A 14,829-nucleotide genomic window follows, 5' to 3' on the forward strand; every position below is an offset into this window, starting at 1 on the left:
CCCCGGGCCGGGCCGACCCTGCCTAGATCGCTGCCTTCAACTCGTCGACCTTGTTGGTCTGCTCCCACGGCAGCTCGATGTCGGTGCGGCCGAAATGCCCATAGGCGGCCGTCGGTGCATAAATCGGGCGCAGCAGGTCCAGGTCCCGGATAATGGCACCGGGCCGCAAGTCGAACACCTCGCCGATCGCCTTTTGGATCTTGACCGGGTCGATGTTCTCCGAGCCGAACGTCTCGACGAACAGGCCAACCGGAGCGGCCTTGCCGATCGCGTAGGCAACCTGCACCTCGACCCGGCGCGCCAGCCCGGCGGCGACCACGTTCTTGGCCACCCATCGCATCGCGTACGCCGCCGAACGGTCCACCTTGGAGGGATCCTTGCCGGAGAAGGCGCCACCGCCGTGGCGGGCCCATCCCCCGTAGGTGTCGACGATGATCTTGCGACCGGTCAGGCCGGCGTCACCCATCGGGCCCCCGAGAACGAACTTTCCGGTCGGGTTGACCAGGAGTCGCGGCGAGGTCGTGTCGAGGGTCTCGTGGCCCAGCTCGGTGAGCGCCGCGTCGATAACGTGTTTCGTCACCTCAGGGGCCAGTTGAGCCTCCAGGTCGATGCCATCGGCATGCTGGGTGGAGAGCACCACGGTGTCCAGCCGTACCGGCACGGAGCCCTCGTAATGCACTGTGACCTGAGTCTTGCCGTCCGGGCGCAGATAGTCGAGGGTGCCGTTCTTGCGCACCTCGGTCAGCTTGCGCGACAGCCGGTGGGCCAACGCGATGGGCAGCGGCATCAACTCGGGAGTGTCGTCGATCGCGTAGCCGAACATCAGGCCCTGGTCCCCGGCGCCCTGGGCGTCCAGGGGATCGGCGGCACCTTCCACGCGCGTCTCGTGCGCGGTGTCCACACCCTGGGCGATGTCGGGTGACTGCGCGCCGATCCCGATGTTCACGCCGCAGGTGAGGCCGTCGAACCCCTTGTCGGAATGGTCGTAGCCAATGTCGAGGATCCGGTCACGCACGGTGTTGGTGATGTCGGCGAAGGCGGACCTGGCGGTGGTCGCCACCTCACCCACGACGTGGACCTGGCCAGTCGTCACCAATGTTTCGACCGCAACGCGCGAACGCGGGTCCTCGGCGAGCAAGGCGTCCAACACCGAGTCGCTGATGGCGTCGCAAATCTTGTCAGGGTGCCCCTCGGTCACAGACTCACTGGTAAACAGCCGAGCTTCACTCACGGTCGATCCCTTCCACTTAAAACTAGTTTCGAAATAATGCAGGGCCTACCCGCTACCGGTGTTCAGGAAAGCCACGATCGCGTCCACAATACGGCTGGCGATCAGCGTCTTCGAACCGCGCTCCATAGACGCCTCGGTCCCGTCGGCCGACAGCAGCCAGCCGTCGTTGTCGTCAACCTCGAAGGCACGATTGTCACCGACCGCATTGACCACGAGCAAATCGCAGCCCTTGCGCGCGAGCTTGGCGCGAGCGTGGAACAAGACATCGCCGTTGGCATCGCCGGTTTCCGCGGCGAACCCCACAATGGCTTTCGCGTTCGGCAACTGGCCGTCAGTGCGGGAGCGCACCAAACCGGCGAGAACATCGTCGGTGCGCACCAGCTCGATCGTGGGGTCGCCGGCGGCGTCCGGGCCTTTCTTGATCTTGCTGGTCGCCTGATGGGCGGGGCGGAAGTCGGCGACAGCGGCGGCCATGACAAGCACGTTCGCGTCGGGCGCATGCTTGGAGACAGCGTCGCGAAGCTGGGCGGCTGAACCGACGTGAACGACGTCGACGCCTGCCGGGTCGATGAGACCGGCGGTGTTGCCGGCAATCAACGTCACCTCGGCGCCGCGCTGGGCCATCACGCGAGCCATCGCATAGCCCTGCTTGCCCGAACTGCGGTTGCCGATGAAGCGGACCGGATCGATCGGTTCGCGAGTGCCCCCAGCCGTCACCAACGCCTTGACGCCGGACAGGTCGTAGGGCAGCGCGTCACCGCGGTCAAGGAGCAAATGAGCCAGCGTGCTGATCTCCTCGGCCTCCGGCAATCGGCCCGCGCCGGTGTCCGCCCCTGTCAGTCGGCCCGAGGCGGGTTCCATCACGACCGCACCGCGACTGCGCAACGTTGCTACATTTTCGCAGGTGGCCGGATGAAACCACATCTCGGTATGCATGGCCGGGGCGAACAGAACAGGACATCGTGCGGTCAGCAGCGTCGCGGTCAGCAAGTCATCAGCGCGACCGGCGGTGGCACGGGCCAGCAGATCAGCGGTGGCCGGCGCGACGACGACGAGGTCGGCGGATTGGCCTATCCGGACGTGCGGCACTTCATGAACGTCCTCGAAGACGCCCGCATGGACTGCGTTGCCCGACAGCGCCTCAAAGGTGGCGGCACCCACGAACCGCAATGCTGAATCGGTAGGAACAACTCGGACCGAATGCCCGGCCTCAGTGAGCTGACGGACGACTGTGGCCGCCTTGTATGCGGCAATGCCACCGGCGACGCCGACGACGATCCGCCTGCGATGCGTCTTCCGCTCTTCGTCCGAGACTCTCATCGCCGGGCGGTGCCCTCCGCTACTCGCCCTCGGTGTGCTCGAGCAGGTCGCCGTGGATCTCGCGCATCGCGATCGACAGCGGCTTCTCCTGCAGGCCCGGCTCCACCAGCGGGCCGACGTACTCGAGAATTCCGTCACCGAGCTGGTTGTAGTAGTCGTTGATCTGCCGTGCGCGTTTGGCGGCGTAGATCACCAGCGCGTACTTGCTCGACGCGCGGTCCAACAACTCATCGATAGGCGGGTTGGTGATGCCCAGCGGCGTGTCATAGGAGCTGGCGGCGGACGGATCGATGTCCGCGGCGGCCAGCCGGGTGTCGGCGCTCGGGGTACTCACGTAAAAGGTCTCCTGCGGTTTCGGTTGGTACGTTTCTGACACGTCCCGGGCGGCGATCAAGCTTTGTCGCGCGGCACCGGCGTGTGGGCCACCAGCAAGGATACCAATTCCGCGCAGGCAGAATCCAATTGACCATTGACGACGACCCGGTCGAAGTCCCCCTGGGCGGCAAGTTCAGCCCTCGCGGTCTGCAACCTGCGGGCCATCACCTCGGGCGACTCGGTGCCGCGGCCGGTCAGTCGCGCCTGAAGCACCTCCCAACTCGGCGGAGCCAAGAACACCGTGATGGCTTCCGGCATCGCCTGTTTGACGGCTCGCGCCCCGGCCAGGTCGACCTCGATCAGAACTGGCCGGCCAGCGGCCTCAGCGGCCCGCACCGGCGCGGCAGGCGTTCCGGAGCGGTGCAAACCACGGTGAACCTCAGCCCATTCCAGCAGCGCGCCCTCGTCGATAAGGCGCTGAAACTGTTCGTCGGAGACGAACGAATAGTCGACACCGTCGATTTCGCCGGGACGGGGCGTCCTCGTGGTCACCGAGATGCTGAAGTGCAGATCGGGGAGGCGGTCGCGCAGACAGCGCACCACGGTGGACTTTCCGACAGCAGAGGGGCCGGACAGTACGACGACACGCGTCATCGCTCGATGCTCTTCGCGCAAGCGCTCATCGCTAACTTCTGCTCTTCGCGCAAGCGCTCATCGCTAACTTCTGCTCTTCGCGCAAGCGCTCATCGCTGCTGTCCGGCCGCTCGGCCAGCGTTCACTAATCCTCTAGGAAGTGAAGTCGAACTTTTCCAGCAGGGCCTTGCGCTGACGATCACCCAGGCCGCGCAACCGGCGGGTCGGGGCGATCTCGAGCTCGGTCATGATCTCCTGGGCCTTGACCTTGCCGACCTTGGGCAGTGCCTCCAGCAAGGCGGAGACCTTCATCTTGCCCAAGATCTCGTCGGCCTCGGCGTCCTTGAGGACCTGCTGAAGGTTGGTGCCGCCGCGCTTGAGCCGATCCTTGAGTTCGGCGCGCACTCGACGTGCGGCAGCAGCCTTCTCCAACGCTGCCGCCCGCTGTTCGTCCGTCAACTGGGGAAGGGCCACGGGTTCCTCCGTCTCATTCATATGATTTATATCGGCTGGTCGAGAACCAGCCAGCGTGCACGACCGTACCCACGCGGGCTGACGAAAGCTAACCCCACCCCCCGGTTACCGACTCAAAAGCCCAGCGTGTAGGGCGCTAACGGGGGGTTAGCTGCCTCACATCGGAGCACCGCTGCACCGTTGCGAAAACTGCGCGCCCCGCTAAACGCCCTGCGTATCGCGGGTACTGACGAACCTCCGACGATAACCGCCGCCCTACCGGGCCGACAGGGCCGGCTCGGCGCTCGCCGGAACCCGACAAGTGGAGAAATTCACGCTGGTCAGCGCGCGTCGGGCGTGTCGGCTTGCCGCGTCGTTCAGGATCGGCGGCCGTTCAGGCGTTGTTCAGCATCGGTCGTCGTTCAAGTACGTGACGGCATCCCGCATCCGTTCAGCGGCCCCGCGCAGCGAGGCGATGTCGGGCCCGGCCTGGAGCACTTCCCGCGACACGGCCGGCAGAAGCTGCCCCGGCAGCGCCCCGCCGAGACGCGCCAGCGCCCCGGGACGGCCGCCCTGAGCCCCCACCCCGGGGACCAGAACCTTGCCGTGCAGCTTGCTGACATCGGGCGGGTCGGTCAGCGTCGCACCGACAACCACGCCGACCATGCCGTTCACGCCCGTCGCGCCGGAATGTCCTTTGTCGTTGGCGGCCGCCGCAGCGTCGACGATGGATTGGGCCACGGTGTAGCCCGCGGCTTGTCCCTCTCCCACAGCGCGCTGCACCGATGCGCCTTCGGGGTTGGAGGTGGCGGCCAGCACGAAAACGCCGCGGTCCCGTTGGCGCGCTCTGTCCAGCAGCGGCTGAAGCGACCCGAAGCCCAGGTACGGCGAGGCGGTCACGGCGTCGGCAGCCAACGGCGAGTCCCCTGCCCAGGCGTCTGCGTAGGCGGCCATGGTCGAGCCGATGTCGCCGCGTTTGGCGTCGGCGAGCACCAGCACGCCGCCCTCCCGCAGTGCGGCGATCGTGCGCTCGAGGACGGCAAATCCTGCCGAACCGTACGCCTCGAAGAACGCCACCTGCGGTTTGACGATGGCGAAGCCCTCGAACGCGGCCAGGCAGATGTCGCTGAACCGGGCCAGACCCTCGGGGTTGATTTCCAGCCCCCAAGCGCTCAGCAATCCGGGGTGTGGGTCGATACCCAAGCACAGCGGGCCACGCAGCGCCATCGCCCGGGACAGGCGGTCACCGAACCCGCCCATCCTCAGGATCCCAGCACGCTGTGCAACTCCTGCAGCGACATCACGCCGATATCGTCGCGGATGCCGGCTTCGATGCCCTGCACCGCCGCCGACGCGCCCTGCACAGTCGTCACGCAGGGGATGTTCATCGACACCGCCGCCGAGCGGATCTCATATCCGTCGATACGCGGCCCGGAGTTGCCGTACGGGGTGTTGATCACCATGTCGATCTCCCCCGCCCGAATCGCATCGACCGCAGACAAACTAGGATCTGCTCCACTGGGCTGTTCGAAGTGTTTGCGGACTTCGTCACATGGAATTCCGTTGCGCCGCAACATTTCCGCGGTACCTCCGGTAGCCAGCACGCGGAAGCCGAGATCGGCGAGACGTTTGACGGGGAAGACCAGCGAGCGTTTGTCCCGGTTGGCCACCGAGACGAATACGGTGCCCTGGGTCGGCAGTGACCCGTACGCAGCGGTCTGGCTCTTCGCGAACGCACTGCCGAAGTCACGGTCGATACCCATGACCTCGCCAGTGGACTTCATCTCGGGGCCGAGCAGCGAGTCGATCTGGCTGCCGTCGGCCTTGCGGAACCGGTGGAAGGGCAGCACGGCTTCCTTGACAGCGACCGGCGCATCGCGCGCGGTGGTTCCGCCGTCGCCGCTGCGCGCCAGCAGCCCTTCCTCCCGAAGCTGTGCAATGGTGGCGCCCAACATGACCCGGGCGCAGGCCTTGGCCAGCGGTACAGCGGTGGCCTTCGAGACAAACGGTACCGTGCGACTCGCCCGCGGGTTGGCCTCCAGCACATAGAGAACGTCGTCCTTGAGCGCGTACTGCACATTGAGCAGACCGACCACCCCGACACCGAAGGCGATCGCCTCGGTAGCCCGTCGCACCGCCTCGATGTCACTGCGGCCCAGGGTCACCGGCGGCAGTGCGCATGCCGAGTCCCCGGAGTGGATGCCGGCCTCCTCGATGTGTTCCATGACGCCTCCGAGGTATACCTCGGTGCCGTCGCAGAGTGCATCCACGTCGATCTCGATCGCGTCCTCGAGGAATCGGTCGACCAGCACGGGATGCTCGGGAGACAACTCGGTGGCGCGGGTGATGTAGCCACGCAGGGTCTCCGCGTCGTAGACGATCTCCATGCCGCGTCCGCCCAGCACGTAGGACGGTCGCACCAACACCGGGTAGCCGATGTCGGCCGCGATCCGGCTGGCCTGCTCAAAGCTCGTCGCCATGCCGAAACGGGGGGCAGGCAGGCCGGCTGCCAGCAACACCTCGCCGAAGCGGCCACGGTCCTCGGCCAGGTCGATGGCCTCCGGCGGGGTACCGACAATCGGGACCCCGGCCTCCTCCAAGCGCTCGGCCAAGCCCAGCGGCGTTTGACCACCGAGTTGCACGATGACGCCCACGACGCCGGGACCCCGTCCGTCCTCGCCAAGCCCGGACCTCTGCTCGGCGAGGTAGACCTCCAGGACATCCTCGAAGGTCAGCGGTTCGAAGTAGAGCCGGTCAGCAGTGTCATAGTCGGTGGACACCGTTTCGGGATTGCAGTTGATCATCACCGTCTCGAAGCCGACCTGACTCAGCGTCATCGCGGCATGGACGCAGCTGTAGTCGAACTCGATGCCCTGCCCGATGCGGTTGGGCCCCGATCCGAGGATGAGCACCTTGGGCCGCTCGGTCTGCGGCGCGACCTCGGTTTCCGCGGCGGGATCAAGCTCGTAACTGCTGTAGTGGTAGGGGGTCTTGGCCTCGAACTCAGCCGCGCAGGTATCCACGGTCTTGAACACCGGATGAATTCCCAACCGTCGGCGCAGCGACCGCACACCCATCTCGCCCGCCAATTCCGGCCTCAGCGCTGCGATTTGACCATCCGACAGGCCGTGGTACTTGCTGCGGCGCAGCAACTCGGCTCCGAGCACGGGTGCGTCGATCACCTCGGCCCGCAGCTCGACCAGCCCGGCGATCTGCTCGACGAACCATGGGTCGACACCAGAGGCCAGCGCAACCTGTTCGACGCCGGCACCCAAGCGAAGTGCGTACTCGATGTCGTACAGCCGACCGTCGGTGGGCGTACGCAGCCGCTCCAGCACCCGGCCCCGTTCGAGGTCGACATCATCGGTATGGGGATCGGGCGCGGTCCAGAAGCCCGCCCGATTCGTCTCCAGCGAGCGCATCACCTTGCCAAGTGCCTCGACAAAGTTGCGCCCCAACGACATCGCTTCACCCACCGATTTCATCGTGGTGGTCAGCGTGCCGTCCGCTCCCGGGAACTTCTCGAACGCGAACCGTGGCGCTTTGACAACGACGTAGTCCATCGTCGGCTCGAAGCAGGCCGGCGTCTCCTTGGTGATGTCGTTGACGATTTCGTCCAGCGTGTAGCCGATGGCCAGCTTCGCGGCGATCTTGGCGATCGGGAACCCGGTGGCCTTGGACGCCAGCGCGCTGGAACGCGAGACCCGGGGGTTCATCTCGATCACGATCAACCGGCCGTCAACGGGGTTGATCGCGAACTGGATATTGCAACCACCGGTGTCCACGCCGACCTCGCGCAGGATATCGATGCCCAAAGTGCGCATGGTCTGGTATTCGCGGTCGGTCAGCGTCATCGCCGGTGCGACGGTCACCGAGTCACCGGTGTGAACGCCCATCGGGTCGACGTTCTCGATCGAACACACCACCACCACGTTGTCGCGGCCATCACGCATCAACTCGAGCTCGTACTCTTTCCAGCCGTAGATGGACTCCTCGATCAGGATGTTCGCCGAGGGTGAGGCGGCGAGGCCTTCGCCGGCCATTCGGTCGACATCCTCGGCCGAATAGGCCATCCCCGAGCCGAGACCGCCCATCGTGAAGCTCGGCCGCACCACTACCGGCAGGCCGAGGTCAGCAACCGTCTCACGCACTTCATCCATCGTGAAACAGACTCGGCTGCGGGCTGATTCGCCACCGACCTTGGCGACGATGTCCTTGAACTTCTGCCGATCCTCGCCACGCTGGATCGCGTCGAAATCGGCGCCGATCAGCTCCACGCCGTACTTGTCGAGGGCGCCGTTCTCGGAGAGTTTGACGGCAGTGTTGAGCGCGGTCTGCCCGCCGAGGGTGGCCAGCACCGCATCGATCTTGTTGCCCCGCTCCCCCTGCTGCACAATGACCCGCTCGACGAAGTCGGCAGTGATCGGTTCGACATACGTGTGATCGGCGAACTCCGGGTCGGTCATGATCGTCGCCGGGTTGGAGTTGATGAGGCTGACCTGCAGACCCTCGGCACGCAACACCCGGCAGGCCTGGGTGCCCGAGTAGTCGAACTCACAGGCCTGCCCGATGATGATCGGGCCGGACCCGATCACCAGGACGTGGTTGAGGTCGGTGCGACGCGGCACTAGTGGCCCTCCCCTGACATCAGGTCGACGAACTGATCGAACAAATACTCGGCATCGCGTGGACCCGCGGCTGCTTCCGGATGGTATTGCACCGAGAACGCCCGCCCGCTCACGAGTTTGATCCCCTCCACTACGCCGTCGTTCGCGCAGGTGTGGCTGACCACGGCGGGCCCGAACGCAGTGTCGAATTCCTCGCCCGCCTCGCCCTCGAGGGCAAAGCCGTGGTTCTGTGCGGTGATCGCGACACGACCGGTGGCGTGGTCCAACACGGGGATGTTGATGCCGCGGTGCCCGAAGGTCATCTTGTAGGTGCCGCGCCCCAGCGCGCGGCCCAGAATCTGATTGCCGAAGCAGATGCCGAACAGCGGAATTCCGGCGCCCAACACCTCCTGGGTGACCGCCACGAGATGATCGGCGGTAGCCGGATCGCCGGGACCATTGGACAGGAACACCCCATCCGGACGAAGGTCGGCGATCTCGGTGAAGCCGGCCGAGGACGGCAGTACGTGAGTGCGGATACCGCGCCTGGCGAAGTTCCGCGGGGTATTCGTCTTGATGCCCAGATCCAGCGCTGCGACCGTGAAGCGTTGCAGCCCTTCAGGTTCGACGACATAGCTACCTTCAGTACTGACTTCGCCCGCCAGATCCGCTCCAAGCATTGCGGCCTGTTCACGCACCCGAGCCAGCAATTCGTGAGCCTCGGCCAATGCGGTGCCACTGAAAATTCCGGCTTTCATCGAACCGCGACTCCGCAGGTGGCGAACCACCGCGCGGGTATCGATGCCCGCGATGCCGACGACACCTTGGCGTAGAAGTTCGCCCTCGAGGGTTCCGGTGGCGCGCCAGTTCGACGCCCGCGGAGAGGGATCACGCACCGCGTAGCCGGCCACCCAGATCTTGTCGGCGCGACTCTCGCTGTCCTCCAGGTTCCAGCCGGTGTTGCCGATCTGCGGCGCCGTGGCCACCACGATCTGCCGGTGGTAGCTGGGGTCGGTGAGGGTCTCCTGGTAGCCAGACATGCCGGTGGAGAACACGGCTTCACCGAGCGTCTCACCGACCGCTCCGAACTCCGTGCCGGTAAAGATCCGGCCGTCCTCGAGCACGAGGCAGGCTTTGCGTGCGGTCATACGACCTCCTCCGGAAGCCATTGCGAGTAAGCGCGACGGTCGTCGGCGCGAAAACCGGTGTCTATCTCCACTCCCGTCGGCAGCCGCCAGCGGATCGCCAGGATGCCCCCGTGGGACGGTGCCTTACCTTCAGGGGCTCCCCTCTGGCCACCGAGGATGACCTTCCCGGCCAGATATTTTTCAGTACGGATCTCGACGATCGCGTCGTCGGGTATCCATATCGGCCCAGCACCCTCGCGCTGCAACATGATTCCCTCCGGATAGCGGCTGAGCACAGCCTTGGCGCGAAACCCTAGATCTCTGGCGGCCACGCGCTCGTTCCAGCGCGAGGCCAGCGTGCTGCCGACATAGAGCCCCTTGGTGGCCGAGACGATCGCCGCTCCCACGGTGTCGGGCAGCGAGGGCAAGGTTCCCACAACCTGTGCCTGCTGCTCGGCGCGGCGCCGCCACCCGCGAATCATCACCCTGAACAGCACGGCGATCATCAGTGCCACCAGCGCGGCCATGATCAGCGAGGCAACCAGCGTTTCGGTGTTCACGCCTGCACCTCACCGTCCCGGGCAGTGAGCCTGCCGCGCAGCAGCGTAGCCGTGACCACTGCCGGTAGCACCATGTCCTGATAGGGCGTGTTATCCGACCGACTGGCCAGCGCCGGGCCGGTGACCGTCCAGGTGGCCGCGGGATCGACCACCGTCAAGTTCGCCGGCTCCCCAACCGCCAACGGCCGCCCTTGGTCGGATAGTCCGACGATGCGGGCAGGGCTCTCACTCATCACGCGGGCGACATCGCGCCAGGTCAGCAGCCCGGGATTGACCATCGTCTCGACGACCACCGACAGCGCGGTCTGCAATCCCAGCATCCCTGGCCGGGCGTTGGCAAACTCGCACATCTTCTCGTGCTCGGCGTGCGGTGCGTGATCGGTTGCCACACAGTCGATCACGCCGTCGGCGAGAGCTTGACGCAGCGCGACGGCGTCGCTGGCCTCGCGCAGCGGCGGGTTTACCCGATTGCGCCCGTCATAGCTGTCCAGCCGATTGTCGTCGAGCAGCAGGTGATGCGGCGTAACCTCCGCGGTGATCGAAATACCCTGCTCTTTAGCCCATTTCACGAGTTGGACGGTTCCCGCAGTGGATGCGTGGCAGATATGTACCCGGGCGCCGGCGTCGCGGGCCAGCAGCGCATCGCGGATGACAATGGATTCCTCGGCAGCGCGCGGCCAGCCTGCCAATCCGAGCCGAGCGGCATTCGGGCCTTCATGGGCTACCGCGCCGGCGGTGAGGCGTGGCTCCTCGGCGTGCTGGGCGATCAGAACCCCGAGTCCGGTCGCGTACTCGAGTGCGCGGCGCATCACCAGCGGGTCGTCCACGCACACGCCGTCGTCGGAGAACATCCTGACCCGCCCGACGCCGGCGGTCATCAGCCCCATCTCGGTCAGCTGTACACCCTTCAGGCCGACCGTCACCGCGCCGACCGGGTGCACGTCAACCAGGCCGATCTGCTGGCCGCGGTGCCACACATGGTCGGTGACTACGGCGCTGTCGGCCACTGGATCAGTATTGGCCATCGCGAACACCGCGGTGTAACCGCCCAGCGCCGCTGCAGCCGAACCAGTTTCGATGTCTTCGGCATACTCTCGGCCGGGCTCCCGCAAGTGGGTGTGCAGGTCGACGAAGCCGGGCAACAGGATCTGTCCGTCGGCATCGATCACCTCCCAAGCGTCTGCCGGCGGCCGGCCCAACGCGAGGTCTGCACCGATGGCCTTGATCTGGCCATCGTCGACCAACACGTCGACGCGGTCCCCCTCGCCGTAGGGTCGCGCCCCCCGGATCACTACCGTCATGCGCTGATCGCTTCTTCCCCGCGAGCCGGAGGTACCCCCGCCTCGGTCCCCACGAGCAAGTGGAACAGCACCGCCATGCGAACGTGAACTCCGTTGGAAACCTGTTGCAGCACAGCTGATTGCGGCGAGTCCGCCACCGAGTGCGCAATCTCCATACCACGCAGCATCGGACCGGGGTGCAGCACTACGGCGTGCTCGGCCAGCAGCGCCTGGCGCTCCTCGGACAGGCCGTAGCGCACCGAGTACTCTCGCGAAGACGGGAAGAAACCACCGTTCATCCGCTCGGCCTGTACGCGCAGCATCAACACCGTGTCGGCCAGTACGAGCTCAGCGTCAAGATCATGCGAAACGGTGACCGGCCAGCCGTCCACGCCGACTGGCAACAACGTGGGCGGGGCGACGAGCACCACTTCCGCGCCGAGCGTGTGCAGCAGCGCGACATTGGAACGCGCCACCCGGCTATGCAGGACATCGCCGACGATCACCACGCGCTTGCCCTCGATGGCGCCCAACCGCTGCCGGATCGTCAATGCGTCGAGAAGGGCCTGGGTGGGGTGCTCATGGGTGCCGTCACCGGCATTGATGACCGATGGGCTCCCCGGCGGATCGTCCGCCAGTGCCGTCCAGGCTGCGAGCTGCTGCGCAGCGCCCGAGGCAGGATGTCGCACTATCAGCGCATCGGCGCCGGCAGCTCGCAGGGTCAATGCGGTGTCGCGAAGCGACTCTCCCTTGGCCACAGAGGATCCCGAAACGCTGACGTTGATCACGTCAGCACTCATCCACTTGCCCGCCACCTCGAACGACACCCGGGTGCGGGTTGAGTTCTCGTAGAACATCGTGATGATGGTGCGCCCGCGCAGGGTGGGCAGCTTCTTGACCTCCCGGCCCAGCAGCGCCTCCCGAAACCGGTCGGCATTGTCGAGAATGGCGGTGGCGTCATCACGACTGAGGTCGGCTGCAGCGAGTAGATGCTTCACCGCTGCCCCCTGTTCGGGCAATTGCTCATCACCGCGCAGGCCCTCCGTAGGGTGCGATCCGGACGCCGTCGTGGCCGTCGTCCTCGGTCAATCGGACCTTGACGTTCTCGGCGCGGGACGTGGGCACGTTCTTTCCGGCATAGTCGGCGCGGATGGGCAGTTCCCGATGCCCGCGGTCGACCAGTACCGCCAACTGGACGCCCCGGGGGCGACCCAGATCCCGCAGCGCATCGAGGGCGGACCGGACTGACCGGCCAGAGTAGAGGACGTCATCGACAAGGATGACCAGCGCTTCATCGATGCCGCCGTCCGGGATCAATGTGGCCGCCAGCGCGCGCGGCGGCTTGCTCATGAGGTCGTCGCGGTAGAGCGTGATATCCAAGGCTCCGTGATCAACCTCGGTGCCGCTGAATTCAGCGATGTTGCGCGCCAGGCGACTTGCGAGAGTGACGCCGCGGGTCGGAATGCCCAGCAGCACCACACGGGGAGCATCTGGGCCGTCGAGCGCGGTCTTTTCGATGATCTGGTGAGCGATGCGGGCGATGGTGCGGCTCACGTCCGCCGCGGACATCAGTTCCCGGTCAGCACCGGCGTGATCAGGCGAGCCCACGAGTGAGCCGGACCTCCTTCTCCGCCTCACGGGACGGATCGTTAAAGGATGTCGAAAACTGCGGGCAGCCTAGCACCTGTGGCGCCGACGAGCGAGATGGCCGCAGACTTTGCGACGCGCGAATACTCGAGTTCTTGCCGGGTATTCGGCTGACCTAATCTAGCGCGATGAACCTGGACCGAAACAAGGCCGCCGTCGTCGATGCCATCGATGCGCGCCTGCTGGCGGGGGCAGTCACGCTGGTGTGGCAATCCGGCGAGGTGCTACAGGTCAACGAACTGGGCTATCGGGATATTGATGCTCGACTGCCCATGCAGCGCGACACCATCTTCCGGATCGCCTCGATGACCAAGCCGGTCACCGTCGCCGCGGCGATGTCTCTGATCGAGGAGGGCAAGCTCGCGCTGACCGACCGGGTCGCTACGTGGCTGCCCGAGCTCGCGAATATGTGTGTGCTGGACGATCCTCGCGGCCCCTTGGACCGCACCGTGCCGGCCCAGCGGCAGATCACGGTCGAGGACCTGATGACCCACCGCAGCGGGTTGGCCTACATGTTCTCGGTGCGCGGGCCGCTCTCGGACGCCTACCGCAAGCTGCCGAGGCGGCAGGATCAGGATCAGTGGCTGGCCGAGCTCTCGGCGCTGCCCCTCGTTCATCAGCCGGGTCAGCGCCTTACCTACAGTCACGCCACCGACGTGCTGGGCATCGCGCTGTCCCGCATCGAGGGAAAGCCGCTGAGCGAGGTACTCGCCCAGCGGATCTTGGCGCCTCTGGACATGTCTGACACCGGCTTCAATGTCGGCACCGCCGGCCGGCGCCGGGCCGCCACGATGTATCAACTCACCGGCGACAACGAGCTACGCGACGACGTGATGGGGCCCGCACCCATCGTCGATCCACCGTTCTGCACCGGTGGCGCCGGACTCTGGTCCACTGCCGACGACTACCTGCGCTTCGCCCGAATGCTGCTTGCCGGCGGAACACTCGACGGTGTCCGGGTGCTGTCCGAGGAGTCGGTGAGGTCGATGCGTACCGACCGGCTCACCGATGAGCAGAAGCGCCACGACTTCCTGGGAGCGCCATTCTGGATCGGTCGCGGCTTCGGGCTGAACCTCTCCGTGGTGACTGATCCGGCGCGGTCGCGGCAACTCTTCGGTCCGGGCGGACCAGGAACCTTCTCCTGGCCCGGCGCCTACGGGACGTGGTGGCAGGCTGACCCGTCCGAGGACATCATCCTGGTGTACCTCATCCAGAATCTCCCGAACCTGAGCGCCGATGCTGCCGCGGCCGTAGCCGGGAACACCTCGCTGGCGAACCTGCACAGTGCACAGCCGAAGTTCGTCCGCCGAACCTATGAGGCGCTGAACCTATGAAGCGCGTCACCTCTGAAGCGCGTCACGTGTCGGCCGTGGGGCGTATTGTGGCGAGCATGTTCGAAAGTATGTTCGACGTTGATCCTGAGGCGAGCGAGTCGCAGTTGCGGGCCCGGGTCGAGGAGTTCGAACAGATGAAGTCTGCCGCGGCCGCGGGGCAGGCGCGCGCGACCGCGCTGTGGGCCCAAAAGCGCCGTGCTGCCGAAGCGGCGGCCGGGATACCCCCGGGCAAACGTGGGCGCGGCTTGGCCGGCGAAGTGGCCTTGGCCCGCCACGACGCCCCGGTGCGCGGCGGAACCCATCTGGGAATGGCCAGGGCACT

Annotated in this window: 13 protein-coding genes and 1 pseudogene; 2 read left to right on the plus strand and 12 right to left on the minus strand. The window is 66.1% G+C overall.

Annotated elements, in window-relative coordinates:
• Nucleotides 1-22: 22 nt before the first annotated feature.
• The 12 genes from metK to pyrR all read right to left on the minus strand — a co-directional run bounded on the left by metK (nt 23) and on the right by pyrR (nt 13,134).
• Nucleotides 23-1,231, minus strand: coding sequence for a methionine adenosyltransferase (metK, locus tag ACPGXI_RS03350; protein WP_526649773.1), 1,209 nt, complete (start codon nt 1,229-1,231; stop codon nt 23-25).
• Between the two features lie 45 nt (nt 1,232-1,276).
• Nucleotides 1,277-2,551: a bifunctional phosphopantothenoylcysteine decarboxylase/phosphopantothenate--cysteine ligase CoaBC gene (gene coaBC, locus ACPGXI_RS03355; RefSeq protein WP_526649775.1), complete on the minus strand. Its 1,275-nt coding sequence runs from the start codon at nt 2,549-2,551 to the stop codon at nt 1,277-1,279.
• A 19-nt stretch (nt 2,552-2,570) separates the two neighbouring features.
• A complete protein-coding gene (gene rpoZ, locus ACPGXI_RS03360; RefSeq protein WP_526649777.1) occupies nt 2,571-2,885 on the minus strand; it encodes a DNA-directed RNA polymerase subunit omega in 315 nt (104 codons plus the stop codon).
• A gap of 56 nt (nt 2,886-2,941) precedes the next feature.
• A complete protein-coding gene (gene gmk, locus ACPGXI_RS03365; protein ID WP_526649779.1) occupies nt 2,942-3,520 on the minus strand; it encodes a guanylate kinase in 579 nt (192 codons plus the stop codon).
• Between the two features lie 132 nt (nt 3,521-3,652).
• Entirely contained in the window at nt 3,653-3,973 is a 321-nt protein-coding gene (gene mihF / locus ACPGXI_RS03370) for an integration host factor, actinobacterial type (protein ID WP_526649781.1), read from the minus strand.
• 384 nt (nt 3,974-4,357) lie between these two features.
• Complete coding sequence (gene pyrF, locus ACPGXI_RS03375) at nt 4,358-5,212, minus strand: orotidine-5'-phosphate decarboxylase (RefSeq protein WP_526649783.1); 855 nt, start codon at nt 5,210-5,212, stop codon at nt 4,358-4,360.
• Nucleotides 5,213-5,214: 2 nt separating this feature from the next.
• Nucleotides 5,215-8,580, minus strand: coding sequence for a carbamoyl-phosphate synthase large subunit (carB, locus tag ACPGXI_RS03380; RefSeq protein ID WP_526649785.1), 3,366 nt, complete (start codon nt 8,578-8,580; stop codon nt 5,215-5,217).
• Nucleotides 8,580-9,707 (minus strand): glutamine-hydrolyzing carbamoyl-phosphate synthase small subunit, encoded by a 1,128-nt coding sequence (gene carA, locus ACPGXI_RS03385; protein WP_526649787.1) that lies wholly within the window; start codon nt 9,705-9,707, stop codon nt 8,580-8,582. The genes carB and carA overlap by 1 nt, the downstream gene beginning before the upstream one ends.
• Entirely contained in the window at nt 9,704-10,246 is a 543-nt protein-coding gene (locus tag ACPGXI_RS03390) for a PH-like domain-containing protein (RefSeq protein WP_526649789.1), read from the minus strand. The genes carA and ACPGXI_RS03390 overlap by 4 nt, the downstream gene beginning before the upstream one ends.
• On the minus strand, nt 10,243-11,547 hold the full coding sequence (locus ACPGXI_RS03395; protein ID WP_526649791.1) for a dihydroorotase: 1,305 nt from the start codon (nt 11,545-11,547) through the stop codon (nt 10,243-10,245). Before ACPGXI_RS03395 ends, ACPGXI_RS03390 begins: the two co-directional genes overlap by 4 nt.
• Nucleotides 11,544-12,524: an aspartate carbamoyltransferase catalytic subunit gene (locus ACPGXI_RS03400; protein ID WP_526649793.1), complete on the minus strand. Its 981-nt coding sequence runs from the start codon at nt 12,522-12,524 to the stop codon at nt 11,544-11,546. The genes ACPGXI_RS03395 and ACPGXI_RS03400 overlap by 4 nt, the downstream gene beginning before the upstream one ends.
• Nucleotides 12,525-12,552: 28 nt before the next feature.
• Nucleotides 12,553-13,134, minus strand: coding sequence for a bifunctional pyr operon transcriptional regulator/uracil phosphoribosyltransferase PyrR (gene pyrR, locus ACPGXI_RS03405; RefSeq protein ID WP_526649795.1), 582 nt, complete (start codon nt 13,132-13,134; stop codon nt 12,553-12,555).
• 167 nt (nt 13,135-13,301) lie between these two features.
• On the opposite strand from pyrR, the gene ACPGXI_RS03410 reads away from it, so the two are divergent.
• Together ACPGXI_RS03410 and ACPGXI_RS03415 are read left to right on the plus strand one after the other, a co-directional pair.
• Nucleotides 13,302-14,507, plus strand: a complete 1,206-nt coding sequence (locus ACPGXI_RS03410) for a serine hydrolase domain-containing protein (RefSeq protein ID WP_526649797.1) — start codon at nt 13,302-13,304, stop codon at nt 14,505-14,507.
• A 56-nt stretch (nt 14,508-14,563) separates the two neighbouring features.
• Nucleotides 14,564-14,829 (plus strand): annotated as a pseudogene (locus ACPGXI_RS03415) (HNH endonuclease); the annotation flags it as partial.

Origin of the sequence: Mycobacterium sp. (assembly GCF_049608025.1) — a bacterium.
Lineage (GTDB): Bacteria > Actinomycetota > Actinomycetes > Mycobacteriales > Mycobacteriaceae > Mycobacterium.

Excerpts from the sequence above, each read along its gene's own strand:
- pyrF (WP_526649783.1), bottom strand. The coding sequence starts at position 5,212 with ATGGGCGGGTTCGGTGACCGCCTGTCCCGGGCGATGGCGCTGCGTGGC.
- carA (WP_526649787.1), bottom strand. The coding sequence starts at position 9,707 with ATGACCGCACGCAAAGCCTGCCTCGTGCTCGAGGACGGCCGGATCTTT.
- ACPGXI_RS03410 (WP_526649797.1), top strand. The coding sequence starts at position 13,302 with ATGAACCTGGACCGAAACAAGGCCGCCGTCGTCGATGCCATCGATGCG.
- gmk (WP_526649779.1), bottom strand. The coding sequence starts at position 3,520 with ATGACGCGTGTCGTCGTACTGTCCGGCCCCTCTGCTGTCGGAAAGTCC.
- ACPGXI_RS03395 (WP_526649791.1), bottom strand. The coding sequence starts at position 11,547 with ATGACGGTAGTGATCCGGGGGGCGCGACCCTACGGCGAGGGGGACCGC.
- coaBC (WP_526649775.1), bottom strand. The coding sequence starts at position 2,551 with ATGAGAGTCTCGGACGAAGAGCGGAAGACGCATCGCAGGCGGATCGTC.